The organism is Massilia rhizosphaerae (assembly GCF_016093545.1).
GTDB classification, from domain to species: Bacteria; Pseudomonadota; Gammaproteobacteria; order Burkholderiales; family Burkholderiaceae_D; genus Telluria; species Telluria rhizosphaerae.
The window spans coordinates 43,568-63,025 of record NZ_JADKYX010000012.1; the positions used below are offsets into that span (position 1 = coordinate 43,568).

Annotated in this window: 18 protein-coding genes; 6 read left to right on the forward strand and 12 right to left on the reverse strand. The window is 64.0% G+C overall.

The genetic code is table 11. The features are described 5' to 3' along the window. The first annotated feature begins 17 nt into the window (after positions 1-17). From ISF28_RS17775 to ISF28_RS17785, 3 genes are all read left to right on the forward strand, one after another. Positions 18-530 (forward strand): peroxiredoxin family protein, encoded by a 513-nt coding sequence (locus ISF28_RS17775; RefSeq protein WP_198118514.1) that lies wholly within the window; start codon positions 18-20, stop codon positions 528-530. A gap of 81 nt (positions 531-611) precedes the next feature. After that, positions 612-1,244 (forward strand): hypothetical protein, encoded by a 633-nt coding sequence (locus ISF28_RS17780; RefSeq protein WP_198118515.1) that lies wholly within the window; start codon positions 612-614, stop codon positions 1,242-1,244. Between the two features lie 41 nt (positions 1,245-1,285). Beyond that, positions 1,286-1,489 (forward strand): hypothetical protein, encoded by a 204-nt coding sequence (locus ISF28_RS17785; RefSeq protein WP_198118516.1) that lies wholly within the window; start codon positions 1,286-1,288, stop codon positions 1,487-1,489. 4 nt (positions 1,490-1,493) lie between these two features. Here ISF28_RS17785 and ISF28_RS17790 read toward each other — a convergent pair whose 3' ends face one another. The 8 genes from ISF28_RS17790 to ISF28_RS17825 all read right to left on the reverse strand — a co-directional run bounded on the left by ISF28_RS17790 (position 1,494) and on the right by ISF28_RS17825 (position 9,113). Next, the gene (locus ISF28_RS17790) at positions 1,494-3,476 is read right to left on the reverse strand and encodes a helicase-related protein (protein WP_198118517.1); all 1,983 of its coding nucleotides are present in this window, start codon (positions 3,474-3,476) and stop codon (positions 1,494-1,496) included. A 68-nt stretch (positions 3,477-3,544) separates the two neighbouring features. After that, positions 3,545-4,537, reverse strand: coding sequence for a lipoyl synthase (gene lipA, locus ISF28_RS17795; RefSeq protein WP_198118518.1), 993 nt, complete (start codon positions 4,535-4,537; stop codon positions 3,545-3,547). Positions 4,538-4,562: 25 nt separating this feature from the next. Beyond that, positions 4,563-5,261 (reverse strand): lipoyl(octanoyl) transferase LipB, encoded by a 699-nt coding sequence (gene lipB / locus ISF28_RS17800; protein ID WP_198118519.1) that lies wholly within the window; start codon positions 5,259-5,261, stop codon positions 4,563-4,565. Between the two features lie 69 nt (positions 5,262-5,330). Continuing rightward, entirely contained in the window at positions 5,331-5,597 is a 267-nt protein-coding gene (locus ISF28_RS17805) for a DUF493 family protein (protein WP_198118520.1), read from the reverse strand. A 55-nt stretch (positions 5,598-5,652) separates the two neighbouring features. Beyond that, positions 5,653-7,659 (reverse strand): DUF6600 domain-containing protein, encoded by a 2,007-nt coding sequence (locus ISF28_RS17810; RefSeq protein WP_198118521.1) that lies wholly within the window; start codon positions 7,657-7,659, stop codon positions 5,653-5,655. 116 nt (positions 7,660-7,775) lie between these two features. After that, on the reverse strand, positions 7,776-8,411 hold the full coding sequence (locus ISF28_RS17815) for a LysE family transporter (protein ID WP_198118522.1): 636 nt from the start codon (positions 8,409-8,411) through the stop codon (positions 7,776-7,778). 99 nt (positions 8,412-8,510) lie between these two features. Next, positions 8,511-8,795 carry an HU family DNA-binding protein gene (locus ISF28_RS17820; protein WP_036239618.1) on the reverse strand — a complete coding sequence of 95 codons (285 nt, stop codon included), beginning with the start codon at positions 8,793-8,795 and terminating at the stop codon, positions 8,511-8,513. 108 nt (positions 8,796-8,903) lie between these two features. Beyond that, entirely contained in the window at positions 8,904-9,113 is a 210-nt protein-coding gene (locus tag ISF28_RS17825) for a BrnA antitoxin family protein (protein WP_198118523.1), read from the reverse strand. Between ISF28_RS17825 and ISF28_RS17830 the strand changes: the two genes are divergently transcribed. The 3 genes from ISF28_RS17830 (at position 9,112) to ISF28_RS17840 (ending at position 12,928) form a co-directional block, all read left to right on the forward strand. After that, positions 9,112-9,297 carry a hypothetical protein gene (locus ISF28_RS17830; RefSeq protein WP_198118524.1) on the forward strand — a complete coding sequence of 62 codons (186 nt, stop codon included), beginning with the start codon at positions 9,112-9,114 and terminating at the stop codon, positions 9,295-9,297. The two genes, ISF28_RS17825 and ISF28_RS17830, sit on opposite strands and share 2 nt — an antisense overlap. 16 nt (positions 9,298-9,313) lie before the next feature. Beyond that, positions 9,314-10,249: a DUF808 domain-containing protein gene (locus tag ISF28_RS17835; protein ID WP_198118525.1), complete on the forward strand. Its 936-nt coding sequence runs from the start codon at positions 9,314-9,316 to the stop codon at positions 10,247-10,249. Positions 10,250-10,432: 183 nt separating this feature from the next. Continuing rightward, entirely contained in the window at positions 10,433-12,928 is a 2,496-nt protein-coding gene (locus ISF28_RS17840; protein ID WP_198118526.1) for a TonB-dependent receptor plug domain-containing protein, read from the forward strand. 77 nt (positions 12,929-13,005) lie between these two features. On the opposite strand, the gene ISF28_RS17845 is transcribed toward ISF28_RS17840, so the two are convergent. The 4 genes from ISF28_RS17845 to ISF28_RS17860 are packed head-to-tail and all read right to left on the reverse strand — an operon-like array spanning position 13,006 to position 19,130. Beyond that, complete coding sequence (locus tag ISF28_RS17845; protein WP_198118527.1) at positions 13,006-13,272, reverse strand: PAAR domain-containing protein; 267 nt, start codon at positions 13,270-13,272, stop codon at positions 13,006-13,008. A gap of 3 nt (positions 13,273-13,275) precedes the next feature. Then, positions 13,276-14,709 carry a T6SS immunity protein Tli4 family protein gene (locus ISF28_RS17850; RefSeq protein ID WP_198118528.1) on the reverse strand — a complete coding sequence of 478 codons (1,434 nt, stop codon included), beginning with the start codon at positions 14,707-14,709 and terminating at the stop codon, positions 13,276-13,278. A gap of 13 nt (positions 14,710-14,722) precedes the next feature. Beyond that, entirely contained in the window at positions 14,723-16,471 is a 1,749-nt protein-coding gene (locus ISF28_RS17855) for a lipase family alpha/beta hydrolase (protein ID WP_198118529.1), read from the reverse strand. 16 nt (positions 16,472-16,487) lie between these two features. After that, on the reverse strand, positions 16,488-19,130 hold the full coding sequence (locus ISF28_RS17860; RefSeq protein WP_229519180.1) for a type VI secretion system Vgr family protein: 2,643 nt from the start codon (positions 19,128-19,130) through the stop codon (positions 16,488-16,490). Positions 19,131-19,458 lie beyond the last annotated feature (328 nt).

Consider the following 19,458-nt stretch of genomic DNA (forward strand, 5'->3'; position numbering starts at 1 on the left):
CGCAGGATGAAGACACCATGACCACTTCAACACGCGCCTGGGTCAAGCCGGCCGTCGCCGCCGCGGCCGTGCTGGCGATCGCCGGCATCGGTTTCGCCACGTTCAGCCAGCAACAGCAGGCGCCCGACGTCACGTTCATCACCATCGCCGGCCAGAAGATCAACACGCACGACTTGCGCGGCAAGGTCGTGATGGTCAATTTCTGGGCCACGTCCTGCGCCACCTGCGTGAAGGAAATGCCGCAGATGGTCGACACGTACAACCGGTTCAAGAAGGACGGCCTGGAATTCGTCGCCGTGGCGATGAGCTACGATCCGCCGAACTATGTCCTGAACTACACCGAAACGCGCAAGCTGCCGTTCAAGGTGGCCCTCGATTCCGGCGGCGACCTCGCCAAGCAGTTCGGCGACGTCAACATGACGCCGACCACCTTTGTCATCGGCAAGGATGGCAAGATCCTCAAGCGTTATCTGGGCGAGCCGGATTTTGCATCGCTGCACGCGCTGCTGCAGAAATCCCTGAAGTCGTAATCGGTCCGCGCGCACCCCTGACCTCCCGCAAACGTTGACGTCCGCTTCGGCCCAAGCTTGACGCCGGCAAAGGAGGATGCGATGCGCAAGCATGTCAAATACGCCCTCGCAGCGGGCCTGTTGACGGCCTCGGGCTGCAGCAGTGTCGATACCGGCCTGCGCGACACCGTGGTGTTGCACTACCAGCATGTTGCCAACGCCCACCGGATCGATTTCACGAACCCCGTCGCGCTACCGAACCACGACGTCATCAATGCCGTGCTGCCGCTGGATTCGCACGGCTTCTGGGCCATATTCGTGCTGTGCGGCCTGGACGTCACGGGCGCCGACATTCCGAGCTTTTACTACGACGTCGACCGCATGCGCGTCCAGTACGGCGGCCGCAGCTACGGGCCGCTGCGGCCGTACACGCTGAGGCTGGACGATACGGCCGACGTCAACAGCCGCTTCGACACGCGGACCGTCGCCGACGCGATCGCGGCCGAAATCCAGCGCGGCCCGTCCAGCCAGTTCTTCCGCCACGGCTATTACGCGCACCTGGATTACCGTTTCGCCATCTACGTGCCGCGTGCGCTGCCCGATTATGCCGGCACTTCGTTAAACCTGAGCTACGAAGGCGGCCGGACCTTGGCGCTGAGCAATGATTATCCGCCGGCCGACGTCGCCTCCGCGGGCCCGCGCGGGTCCGGCGTCGCCGCGCACTGTCTGCCGTGACGAGGTTGGCGTAAGCTGGCGTCATCGACACGGAGGCGATCATGAACGCAACGGACACATTGACGGTCGAACAAGCCTACCGGGCCATGCTGGCCTTCCTCGAACGCGAAGTCGACTTGACGGAGTCCAGCGACCTGGCCGACCTGCTGGCCGGCTACCGGCTGGGCGCGGACGGCCGGACGAGCGACCCGGCCCTGTGGGACGAGTGGCTGGAAGCCGTCGGCCGGGCCCGTCTCAAAACGTAAAGACTTACCAGCGTCCCCGTTTCGCCTGCCGCTTGCGCGTGGCCGCGTTCTGCTGCTGCAGCAGCGCGTCGACGCGCTCCGACGCTTCGCGCGCCAGCGCCTGCGCTTCCTCGATGCTGGGGAAGAATTCCGGCATGCGATAGCCGAGCCAGGCATACGCCGAATACATGCGGCACGTGTCCTCGACTTCCTGCAAGTTTTGCCAGAACAATTCCTGCGGATGGGGTTGGAGCTTGCAGATCTTTCGCTTCGCCAGCGACTGCGCCCAATGCGACCACGCGCTTTCCAACGTGGGCACCTTGGTCGAGATCGGGACTAGCGACAGCGTGAATTTTTCCGCCACGCTCAAGTCCAGCGTATCGAGCCATTCCGCGCGCCCGTTCTGCTCCTCCGTGATGCGCGGATAAAAAAAGCCGTCCGGCACGTCGATGTTGTGCACGAACCGTTTCAGCAGCTTCACCAGCGACGTCTCTCCCGTCACCGCCGAGATGCGGTGCAATTGCTCCAGCGACGGGGCCACCGCAAAACCGCTGGCCGGCACGGGCGGGATCTTTTCCTTCATCAGGGAGCGCATGATGTCGTGCGTGTCGTCGTCGTAGCCGGCGACGAAGCCTTCCTCGTGCACGCCGTAGCGGCCGGCGCGGCCGGCGATCTGCTTGGCGAGCGCGGCCGAGATTTCTTCTTCCTCGACACCGTTGTACTTGACGGCCGTCGTCATGACGATGCGCTGGATCGGCATGTTCAGCCCCATCGCGAGGGCGTCCGTGCCGACGACGATGTCGGCCTGTCCCTCCCGGAACCGCTCCGCCTGGGCGCGCCGCACTTCCGGGGACAGATTGCCGTAGACGGTGGCCACCGACAGCCCCATCTCCGTGATCATGTCGCGCCACATCAGCACGTCGCGCCGCGAAAAGGCGATGACGGCGTCGCCCCGCTTCAGGTTCTTCAGCTTGCGCACGGCGCTCGTCTCCATCGACAGCGGCGCCTTGCGTTTCAGTACGTGCACTTCGAGCGGACACTCCAGGCGCTCGGCCAACGCCTCGATCGCGCGCCGCGCTTCCGGTGCGCCGACGAGGTACACGGTCGACGCCGGCGCGCCGCACACGGCGGCCGTCCAGGCGGCGCCGCGGTCGCGGTCGGCCAGCATCTGGATTTCGTCGATGACGGCCACTTGCACGGGCGTCCTGGTGTCGAGCATCTCGACGGTGCTCGCGACGTGCGTGGCGCCTTCGGCCAGGCGGCGTTCTTCTCCCGTGACCAGGCTGACTTTCACCGGCTCGCCATCGGCGCGGACGCACCCTTGCAGGCGCTCGTAGTTTTCCAGCGCCAGCAGGCGCAGCGGCGCGAGGTAGACGCCGCTGTCGGCCTGGGCCAGGTGTTCCATCGCGCGGTGCGTCTTGCCGGAATTGGTCGGGCCCAGCAGGGCGATGAAGCGGCGCGTCATCCGGCTGGCCACGTCGAATGACGCCGGATACTCGGCCAGGTTGATGCTTTCCTTGGTGCGGGCGGCGTGGCGTTCTTCCTGCTCGCGCTCGATGGCGTGCAGCAGGCGCTGGCGGATGCGGTCGAACACGAATTCGGCCGGCTCGGACGTCTCCAGGTCTTCCAGCACGTGCAGGAACAGCATGGGGTCGACGCCGAATTCGTCGGCCTGGCCGGCGATCTCGCGCACGAATTCCTCGACGGCCTGGTTCAGGTCGTCGACGGCGTCGCGCGTGGCCCGCTCCTCGACGAGCGCGCGGCGGGCGGTGGCGTCCATCTTGCGCCATTTGCTCGGCTTGGCCAGCACGCCGCGCGCCGGTACGAGGCGGTATTCGACGTGCAGGCCGTCCACGCGCACGGCGCCGGCGAAGCGCAGGAACACGCGGCCTTCCATGCGGACCAACGCGACGCCGCGCGCAGCCAGGTTCAGGTCCCGTTCGAGGAAAGCGTCGTCGTCCTGGGTGTCGTCGGAGGAGGGGGTGAGACGGGGGTGGTGTTCGCTCATGTTGCCAATATAGCGCGGGCGTGAAGGTGGGCGGAGGGCCGCCCACCATTTGTTCGCGTTACCGAAAATTACGCGGCCACGCCCGCCTCGTGCGCCTGCTGGTCGGCGTGATACGACGAACGCACCATCGCACCGACGGCCGCGTGCACGAAGCCCATCTCGTACGCCTTCTCTTCGAACATTTTAAACGTGTCGGGGTGCACGTAGCGGCGCACCGGCAGGTGCGAGTTCGACGGGGCCAGGTACTGGCCGATGGTCAGCATGTCGATGTCGTGCGCGCGCATGTCGCGCATCACTTCCAGGATTTCCTCGTCGGTCTCGCCCAGGCCCACCATCAGGCCGGACTTCGTGACGGCGTTCGGGTACTTGGCCTTGAAGTCGCGCAGCAGCACCAGCGAGTGCTGGTAGTCGGCGCCCGGGCGCGCTTCCTTGTACAGGCGCGGCACGGTTTCCAGGTTGTGGTTCATCACGTCCGGCAGGCCGTCGGCGAAGATCGCCAGCGCCTTGTCGAGGCGGCCGCGGAAGTCCGGCACGAGCACTTCGATCTTCGTGTTCGGCGACAGCTCACGCGTCTTCTGGATGCACTCGACGAAGTGGCCGGCACCGCCGTCGCGCAGGTCGTCGCGGTCGACGGAGGTGATCACGACGTAGGACAGGCGCAGGTCGGCGATGGTCTTGGCGAGATTGGCCGGCTCGTTGACGTCGAGCGGGTCCGGGCGGCCGTGGCCGACGTCGCAGAACGGGCAGCGGCGCGTGCACTTGTCGCCCATGATCATGAAGGTCGCGGTGCCCTTGCCGAAGCATTCGCCGATGTTCGGGCAGCTGGCTTCCTCGCACACGGTGACGAGGTTGTTGGCGCGCAGGATGTCCTTGATCTCGTAGAAGCGCGACGACGGGCTCGCGGCCTTCACGCGGATCCAGTCCGGCTTTTTCAGGCGCTCGTGCTGCTCGAGCGGCACGATCTTGATCGGGATGCGCGACGTCTTGCTTGCGCCTTTCTGCTTTTCGCTGGCGTTGTAGGTAGCTGCTGCTGCGGTGCCGTTGTCGATTTCGGAAGTCATGTGCGTAATCGCCCGGGTCGGGCTGTCAGTTGATCGTTGCGGCCTGCGCGACCGCTGCGTTTGAAGAAGGTGCCGTGGACAGGTGTTCGATCAGCGCGGCGGCAAGGGCCTGCTGCACGTCGGCCAGCGGCGCGTCGACGCCCATCGTCTTCATGTCCACCGTGGCGAGGCCGGAATAACCGCATGGATTGATCCAGGTGAACGGGGACAGATCCATCGCCACGTTCAGCGACACGCCGTGGTAGGTGCAGCCGTTGCCGCGCACTTTCAGGCCCAGCGCGGCGATCTTGGCGCCCTTGCGCGGTCCGCCGGCGATATAGATGCCGGGCGCGCCGTCGACGCGTTCGCCCGCCAGATTATACGCCGCCAGCACGTCGATCACGGCCTGCTCGATCTTGTGGACGAACTGCCGGGCATACAGTTTGCCGCCCGGCTTGTTGCGGCGCAGGTCCATCAGCAGGTAGATCACGACCTGGCCGGGGCCGTGGTACGTGACTTCGCCGCCGCGGTCGGTCTGCACGACGGGGACGTCGTGCTCCAGCGCGGTCAAGAGGTGGCCGCGGTCGGCGCCCAGCCCGAGCGTGAACACGGGCGGATGCTCGACGATCCACAATTCGTCGGGCGTGTCGGGCGTGCGCGCATCCGTGAAGGCGTGCATCGCGGCAAAAACGGGTTCGTAGTCGGCGCGGCCAAGCTCACGGATGACCGGGCGGTTCGCTTGCATGGGTAGGATCTTTGAAGGGAATCCCCGTCATTATAAGCCAGCCTGATCGCCGACGTCCTGAACCTGGGTTTACAAAACGATCTTCACCATCGGATGCGACGACAGTTCGCGGTACAGGTTGTCGAGCATTTCGCGGCTGGTGGCGCGCACGATCACGGTCAGGCCCGTGTAGGCGCCCTGGGACGACGGCCGCACTTCCATCTTGCCGGCATGGAAAGTCGGATCGTGGATGGTGACCACTTCGACGATCGTCGTGGCGAAATCGTCGTGCGTCGGGCCCATGACCTTGATCGGGAAATCGCTCGGGTATTCGATGAGGGAATCTTTCGGGTCCATGGCCACTCCTTTTCTAAAACAGCATTGTAGCCAAACCGGTCCGATTCCGCCCGGATCAGCGCTCCTTCTGGCCCTTTTCGCGCACGTCGACGCGCTGGTGGTGCTGCTCCGCCCTGGCCGGCGCGGGCGCCGGTGCCGGTGCCGGTGCGGGAGCCGGTGCGGCGGCGGGTGCCGGACGCGGCGCCATCTGCATGGGCGCCGGTGCCGGTGCCGGACGCGCTGCCATCTGCACGGGCGGCGGCGCCGGGCGCTCGATCCGGGGCTCCGGCCGTTCGAGCCGCGGCTGCGGACGTTCGACACGCTGGATCGGCTGCGGTGCCGGCATCACCGGCGCCGCCATTGCCGGCTGCGGCTGCGGCTGGGCCGGCGGCATCCGGTTGCGGCGCCATGCTTCCAGTTGTTCGCGGCGTTCGTCGCGCCGTTCGTCGCGCCGCTCGTCACGGTCCATCCGGTCGCGGCGCCAGCCGCCGGGCACGTCCGCCGGCGGCACCGTCTGCGGCGGCGGGATCGTCGGGCTGACCGTCGACAGCGGCTGCGGCGATTGGTGCGGCGCCGGGCTCGTCACGGTGCTCAGGGGCTGGGACGGCAGGTGCGGCGTGGGACTCGTCACCGGCAGACCGCGCGCCGGCGCCGGTTGCGGCACGAGGCCCGTCACCGGGGCGACGGGCGGCGCCGTCAGCACCTGTCCGGCCGGACGCCGGTCCACGATGATGTGGGGCTCGCCGCGGTCCGTTTCGATGCGGCGCTCGCGGCCCGGGTCGGCGTGGCGGCCGTCCATGTGGACGATGCCGACGGGGCCGCGGTTCGGACCATTCGGCCGCGGCGGCGCGGCCGGCGGCGCACCGGCCGGGACGTTGCGCACGAGGACCGGCGGCGCGGTCGTGATCGGCGTGCGCGGGACGTTCACCCGGCCCGACCGGTCGAAGCGGTCCTCCGGCACGACGGTGAGGCCCTGCGGACGGTAGTTGTGGGGGCGGTGCGGATTGTCGCGCACGTGTTCGTTCAGCCAGCGCAGGTGGTTGTCCGGCGCGTGCCAGGTCGGGACGTAGCGGTCGTGCGGCGTCAGCGGATACCAGCCGGCCGCGGGCCGCGGATGATGGCGGTCGCGGAACACGACGTTCCAGCCGTCGCCGCCGATCCAGCCGACGAGCGCCGGCGCCCACACGAGATGGTCGTGGTGGCGGCCCGGCGCCCACGCCCAGCGGTTGTGCACGTGCACCCAGCGGCCGTAGTGGAACGGCGCATAGCCCCACGGCGAATTGTCGACCCAGGTCCAGCCCCACGGATCGACCCAGGTCCAGCTGCCGTCGCGGTACGGTACCCAGGTCGACGCGACGGTCGGGATCCACAGCGGGCCGTATTCCGGGTCCTCGCGCCAGCTGCCGTAACGGTCGAGGTCTTCGTAGCCCGTCATCTCGGAAGTCACGTAGCGGGCGGACGCGGCGTTGTCCTCGTAGCGGTCGCGCCTGAGAGACCACTCGTCGAAGTCGTCGCGCACGGCGGCGAGCGTGCGCACGTCGTCGTCGGCCACTTCCGCACGCCGGCCGGCGCGCAGCGTCAGCTGGGTATCGGCGTCCTCGACGAGCGCCACGCCGTCGAACACGCTGACGGCCGTGGTGTCGCGCACGCGCTCGGCGTCCACGCGCACGCGGCCCGGCTGCTGCAGGCGCACGCGCGCCTGCGGGGTCTCGAGTTCGAAGCCGGACAGCACGTCCGGATTGATCACCCGCACGCTGGCGCTGCCGTAGTCCAGGCGCAGGCGCAGCGCGTCGTCGTCCAGTTGCAGCACTTCCAGCGAGGAATCGCCGTCCAGGCGGATCGACGTGGAGCCGATGCGCACTTCCGTGCGGCTGCCGGCCGTCGTCGTGATCGTGTTGCCGGACGTGACGGGCCAGTTGACCTGGGCCGCCATCATCTCGGCGCCGACGTCGCTGCCGATCGTGACCTGGCCCTGGGTCAAGGCCACGCGGCCCACGCGCGCCGGCGGATCGGCCGCCACGGCCAGCGCCGTCAGTGTGGAAAAGGCAAGGAGGACGGCTGTTTTCGCAACGCGGTTCGGCATGATGTCTCCAGGGGATAGGCTGTTCTTATAATCGATTTGCGTCTACTGCATTACAACGCACGTGCGTGCGAAACGGCGAGGCGAATTACAAATGGTTGCGAAATGTATCGGCGAAATCAACTGTGGGCCGGCTTGACGAAGAACAGCAGCGCGCCGACGACGACGAGCACGCCGCCAAAGAAGCGGTTCTGCGTCCGGACGGCGCGCGGATCGCGGAACCAGCGCTGCATGGACGACGCCAGCAGGGCGTAGCCGTGCATCACGGTGGTGTCGATGGTGACCATCGTCGCGCCCAGGATCGCCAGCTGCGGCAGCACGGGCGCGTCCTGCGAGATGAACTGCGGCAGCACGGCGACCATGAAAATGATCCCTTTCGGGTTCGTCGCATTGGTGAGAAAACCGGTCAACACGCGGCGGCCGAACGTCGGATGCGCGGCCAGTCCCGTCATCGGCACCCCGCTCGCCACGGCTTTCGAACGCCACTGGCCGACGCCGAGCCAGATCAGGTACAACGCGCCGACGACCTTGACGACGGTGAATGCAACCTCCGACGCGATCAGCAGCGAGCCGACGCCGGCGCCGGCGATCACCAGCACGAGCACGAGGCCCAGCTGCAGGCCCAGCACGGTGGCGCTGGCCTTCCTGAGGCCGTAGGCGAGGCCGTGCGACATCGACAGGATGGCGCCGGAGCCGGGCGAAATGGCGATCAGGGTGCCCGCGACGACGAAGGCGATCCAGGTGGCGAAACTCATGAGGGAATCGGAACAGGCGGGAGGGGATGAGAAAGGACGCGGGCATGGCGCACGGCGCCGGCGATTGCCGGACGGCCGCGGCCAGCCGCGGGGTACTGCTTACTTCTTCTTCGGGTTGACGGCGGCCTTCAGGGTCGCACCGGCAGCGAAGCGCGGAGTCTTCGATGCTGCGATCTTGATGACTTCGCCGGTTGCCGGGTTGCGACCCTTGCGGGCAGCGCGCTTGGTGACCGAGAACGTGCCGAAGCCGGTGATACCCACCGTGTCGCCTTTTTTCAGACGCTCGGTGATGATGTCGATGATGGTGTTCACTGCGTCGTTCGCAGCGGCGCCCGACATCTCGGTACGCTTCGCAAATTCAGCGATCAGTTCGCCTTTTTTCATAAATCCTCCGGGTTGAAAGAGCCGGAAGATTAGCATAATTAATTGCTCTGTGTAATCTTCTTACACCTCATAAACCCTGTATTGGCGGGGTTTATGCGATTTTTCCGATTAGGCGGCGGCCGGATTCGCGTCGCCGCTGGCCAGGCGCAGGCGCAGCGCGGCATTGATCAGCGTCTGGTAACCGGTGCCGGTGCGCTCCGCGCGCGAGCGGAATTCGTCCAGGACCTCGTCGTCGAGGTAGATGGTGATGCGGGTCTTGCGCTTCGGAGGACGGGCACGGCGGCGCGGAACGGTCGGCAGATCGAGGTTCTGGTTCATGGGCATCTCCTTCAGGTCGGAAAGGCTGCTGCACCGCAGCCAATATTGTCACTATACGTATCGCTTCGCGCCGGCAGCACCGGAAAGCGACGAGATGCAGATTTACGGGTTTGAAACGCAGAAAACGCGCCTGAACTGTGAACCCGGACACATCGTCCGCTCGGTTAAGATGTGGTCAACTTGATATCGAGGAGCGGTCCATGGCGGCAGGAAGTTTATTGGCACTCATCGACGACATCGCCAGCGTGCTCGACGATGTCGCCCTGATGAGCAAGGTGGCGGCCAAGAAGACGGCCGGCGTGCTGGGCGACGATCTCGCCCTCAATGCCCAGCAGGTGACGGGCGTGAACGCCGACCGCGAACTGCCCGTCGTGTGGGCGGTGGCGCTGGGCTCGCTGCGCAACAAGGCGATCCTCGTGCCGGCCGCGCTCGCCATCTCCGCCTTCCTGCCGCAGGCGATCACGCCCCTGCTCATGCTGGGCGGCGCCTACCTGTGCTTCGAAGGCTTCGAGAAAGTGGCCCATCGACTCCTGCACGGCGCCGCCGAGGATGCCGCGCATCAAGAGGAGTTGGCGACGGCTCTGGCGGAAAACGCCGACATGCGCACGGTCGAGCAGGACAAGATCAAGGGTGCGATCCGCACCGATTTTATTTTGTCGGCGGAAATCATCGTGATCGCGCTGGGCGTCGTCACCGAAAAGGGCGCGGCGTTCGGCGCGCAGGTGGCGGCCCTCGCCGCAGTAGCGGTGGCGATGACGATCGGCGTCTACGGCGTGGTGGCGGGCATCGTCAAGATCGACGACCTCGGGCTGTACCTGAGCCGCCGTTCCGGCAGCGCCGCGCGCGCCGTCGGCAATCTGCTGCTGGCGGCCGCGCCGCGCCTGATGAAGTCGCTGTCCGTGATCGGCACGGTGGCCATGTTCATGGTCGGCGGCGGCATCATCGGCCACGCGTTCGCACCGCTGCACCACCTGGCCGACGGCGCCGCAGCCATGGTGGCCGGGGTGCCCACCGTCGGCCGGTTGCTGGCGGCCGTCGCGCCGAGCGTGGTCGATGCCGTGGCCGGCGTCGTCGTGGGCGCGGTCGTGCTGGTGGCGGTGACGCTGGTGCAAAAACTGCGCGGCAAAGCGCATTGAGCGCGCGGCCGTGGTGCGTCGAAGCACCACGCATGGTCAACTGTTGCATCCATACATCTATGCACCCTGATTGAATTGACAACGATAACAAGCACCCCCCACTATCAAGACGAGTTCGACAGGTGATGTGTCTCTCAAACTGCCGCCCCCGCAGTCCATAGACCGAGAATAAGGATGAAGAGAATGCAACAACGATTCGCGCCAGAAAAAACCGTACTCGCCCTTTCCATCGCCGCGCTGTTCGCCGGCGCCCCCCTCCTGGCCCAGGCGCAGGACACCGGTCCCGACGGCGCCACCGCCACCGTCGTCGTGACCGGCACCCGCGTGGCAAACCGCACGGCGCTCGACACCGCGTCGCCCGTCGACATCATCTCGGCGGACACGCTGAAGTCCACGGGTTCGACGGAGCTGAACCAGGCCTTGTCGGTGGCGCTGCCGTCGCTGAACTTCCCGCGTCCCGCGCTGACGGACGGCACGGACACGATCCGCCCGGCCACCCTGCGCGGCATGGCGCCGGACCAGAGCCTCGTGCTGGTGAACTCCAAGCGCCGCCACGCGTCGTCGCTGGTGAACCTGAACGGCTCGATCGGCCGCGGCTCGGCCGCCGTCGACCTGAACACGATCCCGTCGGCGATCGTGAAGAACATCGAGGTGCTGCGCGACGGCGCGGCCGCGCAATACGGCTCGGACGCGATCTCGGGCGTCGTCAACGTCCGCCTGCGCACCGACCGCAGCGGCGGCGAAGGCACGATCACCTACGGCGCCCACGTCACCGAATACGACCTGTGGAACGACGACGCGCCGGCCGGCGCCACCTGGAGCGGCCCGAACTCGCGCAAGCGCACGGACGGCCAGACGACCACCGTCAGCGCCTGGAAAGGCCTGCCGCTGGGCGACTCGGGCTACATCACCCTCGCGGCCGAATACAAGAACCAGGAACACACGGAGCGCAGCGGCTACGACATGCGCCAGCAGTACCCGAAAGTGAACGGCGCCTACGATCCGCGCGAAATGACCATCAACCGCTTCGACGCGTGGTACGGCGATCCGGAGATGCAGCAGAAGACCGTGTTCGTCAACTTCGGCGACAACCTGACCCCGGAAGTGAAATTCTACGGCTGGAGCAGCTACCAGCTGCGCGACGCGCGCTCGGCCGGCTACTTCCGCAGGTCGCTGGACGCGCGCAACGTGCAGTCGATCTACCCGGACGGCTTCCTGCCGATCATCGCCCCGACCGTCGAAGACTTCAGCGCGGCCGCCGGCGTGAGCTGGAGCATCGGCGACTGGGACCTGGACACGTCGCTCGTGTACGGCCAGAACGGCATGAACTACGACATCCAGAACACGCTGAACGCGTCGATCGGCCCGACCAGCAAAACGAACTTCGATTCCGGCGGCTTCTCGTACAACCAGCTCGTGTACAACCTGACCGGCGTGCGCAAGTACGACGTGGCCGGCCTGGCGTCGCCGCTGAACGTGGCGGTCGGCACCGAGGCGCGCCGCGAGGGCTACGAGTTGCACGCGGGCGAGCCGGATTCCTGGCGCAACGGCGGCGTGATCCTGTCGAACGGTACCCCGGCCGCCTCGGGCGCCCAGGTGTTCCCGGGCTTCCGTCCCACCGACGCGGGGCATACGTCGCGCGTCGCGATCGGCGCGTTCGTCGACGTCGAGGCCAACATCACCGACAAGCTGCTGGCATCCGCCGCCCTGCGCGAAGAACACTACAACGACTTCGGCAGCAACCTGTCGGGCAAGCTGGCCGGCCGCTTCGATTTCACGAAGAACTTCGCCCTGCGCGGCTCCGTGCAGAACGGCTTCCGCGCGCCGTCGCTGCAGCAGCAGAAATTCACGTCGACGTCGACCAACTTCATCAACGGCATCCCGTACGAGATCACGACGTTCACCCCGAACGACCCGGTCGCCGTGGCGCTGGGCGCCAAGCCGCTGAAGGCGGAGAAGTCGACCAACTTCTCGCTGGGCGCCGTGGTGCGCCTCGCCCCCGTCAGCCTGACGGTGGACGCGTACCGCATCAACATGCGCGACCGTATCGTGCTGTCGGAAAACCTGACGTCGACCGCCGTGCGCAATTACATCGTGTCGCAGGGCTTCACGGGCATCGGCGGCGGCCGCTTCTTCATCAACGGCGTCGACACGAAGACCAAGGGTGTCGATATCGTGGCCAGCATGCCGTGGAAGGCGGGTGCCGCCGGCCACTTCGACTTCACGCTGGCCGGCAACTTCAACCGCACGGACGTGACCAAGGTCCCGACCACCGCCCAGCTGGCCGCGCTGAATCCGGCGCCCGTGCTGTTCGACCGCGTGAACGTGCTGACGCTGGAGAAGGGCCAGCCGAAGAACAAAATCACGGCGAGCGTCAACTGGAAGCTGAACCAGTGGGGCGTGACGGCCCGCGCCACGCGCTACGGCGACGTCCTGTCGCCGGGCACGACGGCCGCCTTCGATTACACGCTGAAGGCGAAGACGATCGTCGACCTGGAAGCCCGCTACGCCCTGTCCCGCCAGATGAGCCTGGCGCTGGGCGCGGACAACCTGTTCGACAAGTACTCGGAAACCTTGCCGCCGGCGCTGAACACGACGAGCAACACGCCGTTCTCGAACTACACGCCGTTCGGCAACAACGGCCGCTACGTGTATGCGCGGGCGACGTACAGCTTTTGATTAAGTTCGGCTGAACTGCGGCGTATTGTGAAGAATGAAGAAGCCCCTGAGCAGGGACTTCTTTTTTAAGAACCGAGCTATTGCCCGGCAAAGCTTCCTGTCGTGGCGATCAACTCGGCACCGCAAGTGGTCTTGTGCCCTTCGTAGGCAACCGCGATTCCATCGATGAGATGATGCGGATCGCCCTCGGCGATCGTGCAGTGTTCATGGCCCTTGATGGGGCAACTGCATGGATCGCCGACCCGGGCGACCGCAATGCCGTCGACCGTGAAATGCGTCGCGCTGACGCTTTCGACCTTGCCGCCATGGCTCGTGCCGTCGCCGAGACGAATGACATTGCGCATGATTCAGCCTTTGTGGGGCGGCGGGGTGTCTTCGCTGCGCTCGCCTGCCGCGTCGGTTGCGGACGTTCGTGTCGCCACGTCGGCGTGCGGGGGCGGATCGTCGTAGCCGACCAGTTTCCATACGGTCGCCGTACGGTAGGAAGGAACTTCACCCTTGAGCTTTTGCCATAAGGACGGTTTGCCCAACGTGATTGCATGGGGCATGATGTCGCCGGCCTTGACGTGCTGGCTCCCGCCGCCGTTCTTGTCCGGTGCGTCGTCGGATGCCCACCAGCCGGTTTGCGGGCAGGTGCGCCCGGTTGCGGCAAGCTCGCCCAAGGGACGGCGCGGCCCGGCATCGGCGGCCTTTGCCGGCCCGGTGCTCGTCGGGCGCACGCGGATCGTACTCGTGATCCGGTCCCAGACCGCGACGGCTTCTTCATCGGTCAGGCTGGCCTTGGTCGCGCCGGCAACGTTGTCGTCGACGCCGGTCTGCATCCGTATGTCCAGATACGGTTTGTAGGGGTCCGACGGCACACCCTTGAAATCCATGCCGAAGTCATGGATCGGGTGAGCTTCCGGCTGGTCCGGCGTGTGCGACAACGCCTCGAAGCCGCCCACAAAGTCATGGATCTGGCGGTCGCCCCTGCGCAGGTATCTGGTCTTCAATCGTGGATGATTGGGGTCTTCGGCTTTCAGTCTTTTCTCGAGCCGCTCGAGTTGCCATTTCAGTGAGTCGCTTTCGTCATAATGCGGATTCGACGGTCCGACGAAAATCGACAAGTGCGTGTCCGGGAATTCTTTCAGGCGGAAACCGACGCGGATCAGTTCGCCCAGGTGCGCCTTGTCGGCGGCCGGGTCATCCGGCAGGAAGGCGTATTCGATGCAGTTGCCGGGCTCGGTAGGGATTTCGTTTTCGGGCAGACGGCGCAGGCGGCGGGCGATGCTTTTTATCTCCGCGATAGTTTTGTCTTTTTCGTCCCGCATAGGACGCGAATCGATGACGACGCCATCCTTGTTCATTCTAAAGTACCCATTGATCTTGAGGTCATCGAGGGACTCAAAATCCTCATACCCGGTAACTATTTTTCCTTCCGGCTGACTCATTTCGTCGATAGCCAGGAGCAACGGCACATAGTTTTTATTAATATTCTTTTCACTTTTTAGCTTATTGATGAATTTTTGCTCGAGTTCTTTAACCTCATCCACTCCATCGGGATAAACGTCGACGCCAAGAGGAACACTGACGTCGCCCCATGCTACCGTCGCCGACGCCGGCACGTCGACCAGGAATCGCCCGAAGCAGACAGTTTTGGTTTTCTCGAACATGGCTTGCAGGCGCGGCGTAAGTTTGGTCATATTCGGCGTCCTCCATTCTCTTGGATTCGGGTCACAAGCGGTCAGCGCCAACATGGCTGCACAAAGAAAAAACGAACGGATGCGCTGGAACGTATTCATATGAGGCCTCTCCTTAACATGTCCACGCTGCGCTCTGGGCAATGCGCACGATGCTGTACAACGTCGACGCGATGGCACGCGGGTCTTTATAACTGGATTGATGTTCGTAACCGGTCTGACGAAAAATCCCCTTGAAGACGCCACTTCTCAACTGATGATCGCCCGACTTGGCGGGCACGGTTTGGTCGCCCGGCGCCGAAGGTGGAAGAATGGTCGCGTATATTGATGTCGGCGTCTCATCGTCGAAGGGCAGCGCCCCGATATTGTTGCCATCAGGATCGTAACGGACGAGTTCAACTCTGCCTTGCTTGGTGTCGCTCAGAATAGGCCAGCTTTGCCAGCCAGCGAGATTGGCGCAATTCTTGTCGATTTCCCATATGACTTCGCCAAAGCTCCGCCGCGCCGAGTCTGCACCATAATGCGCGTAACTATTGGGATGAAATGTGTTTACGATCTTCTGGTGGAAAATCTGCGTCTTATCGAGATAATTGCATGTCCGCTTAAATGTACCTCCTCCGTGGCCCGCTTCCAGACCGGACGGATTGATCCAGTCCTCCCTAAATAGCGAATACCACTTACCCTTTATCTTATAAATTTCACTGTACGGGTTGCCCTGCTTGGGCCATACATCCAGATCGTGGCCGTTGTGTGTCACGCGCAACCAACCATTGCCGTAAGACTCGCTCGGCAATAGTTCCAATCCGCCGCGCGCATTCGCCAATACCGCCGTAACCTCGTCGCCATGGTTCCCTGCCACTTTGGCCGCAAGGCTTTCCTCCGGGGCCGACATGATGCCTGGGTCTTCGAAGCCCGCACGCATGCGCTTGTAGGCGGCCGGGGCGCCGATCGCGGGCATCACACCATGCACGATGCCCAGGACTTTGTCCCGCAAGTTGCCGTAATCCGGATGTACCAGCGCCCGCCCCACAAGCCCGCCCATGGAGTGGGTCACGACGATCACTTGGTTGCATTCGTAGCCGGAGTGCTTGAACTCGTCGATGACCCGGTTGATGCGGGCGGCGATCAGCCTGGCGCTGTCGCCATTGGACTGCAGCCAGTTATAGCCAAACGCGTAAACGGCAAACCAACAACCGGTGACGACTTTCTTGAGCTCATCCTCGGTCAACGCCTGCTGTGGCAGGCTCGGATCGGCAAGCCAGGTCTTGGGATCGACGCCGACGACATCCCTCCACTCATGACGTAGTTTGCCGTCGGAGAAAGTATTGTTGAAGCGAGATTCGAGATGCTGCAGCAATTCTCCATAGCTCTTGAAAAAAACCTCTCCCCAGCCGCGCGCCCGCGCCTTTTGCACGGCGGTGCGCCTGTTCTTCGCGGTAGGCGGATCATCGGTCAGCAACGGCGAATCGAAGGTTTTGGCGAGTTGGACATTGCCATGTCGACCATCGCCGCTGACATCGGAAGGTCCGGAGGGATCGTAGATATCGACCGTCGTTTGCAGAGGATCCAGGCGCAGTTGGCGCTCTCGCGGCTTTTCAGTGGCGGCACCAGCGATATTCGACGGGCCCAGAACGTCCGGCCGCCACGCGATATTGTCTTTCCTATTCAGTTCTTTTTGCCGCTGATCGCTCATGCGCAGATTCGATCCCATGATCCCGGGCAGAAAAATAATCGGCAATACTTTTTTGGGGAGAAATCTGGCGCACTGAGGCTTTTTGTCCTGCTTCGGTGTCGCAAAGCCTTCGGCCTTGCGTGCGGCATGCTTATGATGTTGCGCGGGCAGCGGGTGTTCTGCTTTCGTCATCGTATCGATCCACCTGTCAGTCGTCGAGTGCTTCAACGGTATAGCGTCCGAAGGGAATGGCACTGCCAAAGCGCTCGGTCAACCCGCTCGCATCGGTCCGCCCTTCGATCGTGCGCCCGTCTTCCGTCGTGATCCGGTAACGCTGGTTCTTCATCGGTTCGTCGGTGCCTACCCAGCGCAGAACCGTTTGCTGGTCATGTGCCGCCTCGCTGGCAGGCGACACGACACCTGTGGGACTGCCGCCGCCCGGGCGGACATGCGCGAATGTCGACGACTTGATCGTGTGCTCGCCGCTGCTCTGCTGCGTGATGACGCCGCCACCGATATCCACTTGCGCGCCCTGCGAGACGACACGTACCTTGGGCGCCTGCAGCACGATTTCCTCGGCAGCGGTCAGCACAAGGCGTTTTGAGGAAGTGAGTTCGATGTCGTCGCCGTGGGTCTGCAATTCGACCTTGCCGCTCGCGGCGATGAGCTTGATGCCGAGTCGATGGGCGAACAGGCTGATACTCTCCGATACACGGGCCAGTAATTTTCTGCCGACCGAAAGCTGTGTGTTGCCGAGACTCAGCACATCGACATGCGTTTGTGCGCCTATCGCAACGTTGTCCTGGCTCGTCAGTGCCAAGCCTGAGGGCGCGGACAGCGCGACCACGGGTTGGGCACCTGCGCCCGCGCTGCCGTTTTCGGTATTGCTGCCGGCCTCCCATTGGTTCAGGTATTCAATCAGTTGCTTGAGCTGAGTGCCGTCGGTGCCGTCGGCATGATGCGTCGACGATAATTCAGCGAGGTGTTGCAGCACGCCTTGCAGTGCCTCGACGAGGCCAATCAATTCGCCACGGTCCAATTGTTTGCCGCTCGCCTGCGGACGCGCGGCCGCGCTGATGAGAACTCCTGCTGCACCTCGTATCGCGACAGCATGGTCGCTGCGCAGTTCCGCACCTTCTCCGCGTGCCTCCCCTTTTCCTTCGCTGCGGGGATGGGTAAGCCAGCCCAGATTCAATTCGGTATAGCCGTGCTGGGACGATAACTGGGCATTGATCTGCCCCGGCGTGTCATCCAGCCGTAGCTGGTTGTAGCGCGTTCCCTGCACTTCCTTGCTTTTAATCCCGGCCAGGTACTTATTCCCAGGCAGCGCTCCGATGCGGCTGAACGAAGGCGGCGCCCCGCCACCATAGACTTGCGCCACGATGATTGGCTTGTCCGGATCGCCGCCGAGGAAACCAACGATCACCTCATCGCCCACACGGGGCAGCGTAATCGTGCCGTACCGATTGCTTGCCCACGTGCTGGCGACACGTACCCAGGCGGAATCCCGGTCGCTTTTGCTGGCACCGGCGCCATGCGCATGGGCATGATCTTCTTCGCGGGTGCCCGGGAAGCGCACCTTGACCCGTCCGTATTCGTCGCAATATATTTCTTCGCCTGGCGGCCCGACCACGATCGCGCTCTGCAACTGCGGTCTCGGCAAATCGGTGCGTGGATCGAAATCCGGAACGATCGGGATGTCGCGCCGCACGCAAGAAAAACGATTGGTATAACGCGTACCGCGCTCGTCGCTGGCCTGCCGCAGTACGTTATTGGACGGGCTGGCGCCCCAACGATTAAGTGCAAACAAGCGCGCAACCCGGTCGTCGATCGTTTTCGGAAGATTGTTCTCCGCGTCGACTTCCAGGCCCGTGATAACGAATTGCCGGTCTTTTGCGGGATGCGTGTCGATCTCGTAATGGCCGCTGAGAGCAATCCATTGGCCGACACACAAAGTGCGCACACTACCTTCTCCGTAAAAGCACTTGGATTCGTATTCATGGCGCTTCATCCGCAAGTCGCCGAGTTTCAGGTAATCGGCGGCGCTATCGCCCGCATGCGGCACGTCGACAAGATAATCGTCGAGACTGGCTGCGAATCGATTACCCGTTCTACCCTGGTCGATACACGACGACGCATAGCTGGTCATTGGGCGGCCCTGCATGTAATCCCAGCTGTGACGCGTCGCCTTGCCCGGCTTGAGCTTTCGTACCGGACTCCAGGCGGTAATGGTGTCCCGCTCTTCAGTCCCATCGTCCCGGTGATAGCGCACTGTACCGGCGGCGTTTTGCGGCAGCGTATAGGCGTCGTCGCACAACACCAGAAAATGGGAAGAAACGTCCTTGTCCCGCGGCAAGCTAGGTTGGCCGGCGCGCATGAACCACGCGATGCCGCGCCGCTTCCATAGCCGGCGCAGAAAGTCGGCATCGGACTCGTTGTGCTGCATCGTGAATTCCCGTTTCGGGTAATCCCCGGAAACATGCGACCAGTCCACGTCGAAGGCCGTGGCAAGCACCGGATTCATCTGGCGCCATTCATTCAGAATGACTTCGGTGATTTCCAGTTCATTCATGTTGCGGAAGACGCGGGTATTGGTCCGGTGCCCCATCAATGCAAGCGCATCGCGCATGACCAGCTCGTACGTGGCGAGCCCGCCATCGCTCTGCCCGGCGGCCGCTTGTGCGACGATCCCGCAGACGGCATGTAAATCGCCGCCATCCGTCACGAACTGGATTTCGGCCGGTAAAGCGATCAATTCCTTCAATTGAAGATCGGCGTCCGTCGAAACGCAGAGAAGCCGATAATCCAGGCCACCGCACATTGTTTCGGTGCCCGTGACGCGTTTGATCATCAACGCGTTATCGAACCCACGCTTCCCGTACGAGAGCCGCAAACGGATGGGCCTGCCCGTCCCGGACCAGGCATCGAAAGTCTCCGCCAAAACCCTGAGGTCCAATCCAACCTCCTGTCTGGAAAACTCACTGCAACAATTCGCGCGTCACACCGCTGGCAAACCAGGCGAGCATTAGTCGATGTTACGGACAGGAGCATGGTGAAATATGATGTCGATCAAGTTCCGGCTAGCACTAGTAGCGAGCTGCGCAACCAGGCCGCCAGTGCTAATATCGAGGTAAAAATATCCTTTGGCTCAATGCGATACGTCGCCACTCTTCTGGCTA

Bases quoted from the DNA above. Each gene is read 5' to 3' on its own strand.
- ISF28_RS17775 (WP_198118514.1), top strand. From the start codon at position 18: ATGACCACTTCAACACGCGCCTGGGTCAAGCCGGCCGTCGCCGCCGCG.
- ISF28_RS17780 (WP_198118515.1), top strand. From the start codon at position 612: ATGCGCAAGCATGTCAAATACGCCCTCGCAGCGGGCCTGTTGACGGCC.
- ISF28_RS17785 (WP_198118516.1), top strand. From the start codon at position 1,286: ATGAACGCAACGGACACATTGACGGTCGAACAAGCCTACCGGGCCATG.
- ISF28_RS17790 (WP_198118517.1), bottom strand. From the start codon at position 3,476: ATGAGCGAACACCACCCCCGTCTCACCCCCTCCTCCGACGACACCCAG.
- lipA (WP_198118518.1), bottom strand. From the start codon at position 4,537: ATGACTTCCGAAATCGACAACGGCACCGCAGCAGCAGCTACCTACAAC.
- lipB (WP_198118519.1), bottom strand. From the start codon at position 5,261: ATGCAAGCGAACCGCCCGGTCATCCGTGAGCTTGGCCGCGCCGACTAC.
- ISF28_RS17805 (WP_198118520.1), bottom strand. From the start codon at position 5,597: ATGGACCCGAAAGATTCCCTCATCGAATACCCGAGCGATTTCCCGATC.
- ISF28_RS17810 (WP_198118521.1), bottom strand. From the start codon at position 7,659: ATGCCGAACCGCGTTGCGAAAACAGCCGTCCTCCTTGCCTTTTCCACA.
- ISF28_RS17815 (WP_198118522.1), bottom strand. From the start codon at position 8,411: ATGAGTTTCGCCACCTGGATCGCCTTCGTCGTCGCGGGCACCCTGATC.
- ISF28_RS17820 (WP_036239618.1), bottom strand. From the start codon at position 8,795: ATGAAAAAAGGCGAACTGATCGCTGAATTTGCGAAGCGTACCGAGATG.
- ISF28_RS17830 (WP_198118524.1), top strand. From the start codon at position 9,112: ATGGGCATCTCCTTCAGGTCGGAAAGGCTGCTGCACCGCAGCCAATAT.
- ISF28_RS17825 (WP_198118523.1), bottom strand. From the start codon at position 9,113: ATGAACCAGAACCTCGATCTGCCGACCGTTCCGCGCCGCCGTGCCCGT.
- ISF28_RS17835 (WP_198118525.1), top strand. From the start codon at position 9,314: ATGGCGGCAGGAAGTTTATTGGCACTCATCGACGACATCGCCAGCGTG.
- ISF28_RS17840 (WP_198118526.1), top strand. From the start codon at position 10,433: ATGCAACAACGATTCGCGCCAGAAAAAACCGTACTCGCCCTTTCCATC.
- ISF28_RS17845 (WP_198118527.1), bottom strand. From the start codon at position 13,272: ATGCGCAATGTCATTCGTCTCGGCGACGGCACGAGCCATGGCGGCAAG.
- ISF28_RS17850 (WP_198118528.1), bottom strand. From the start codon at position 14,709: ATGAATACGTTCCAGCGCATCCGTTCGTTTTTTCTTTGTGCAGCCATG.
- ISF28_RS17855 (WP_198118529.1), bottom strand. From the start codon at position 16,471: ATGACGAAAGCAGAACACCCGCTGCCCGCGCAACATCATAAGCATGCC.
- ISF28_RS17860 (WP_229519180.1), bottom strand. From the start codon at position 19,130: ATGATCAAACGCGTCACGGGCACCGAAACAATGTGCGGTGGCCTGGAT.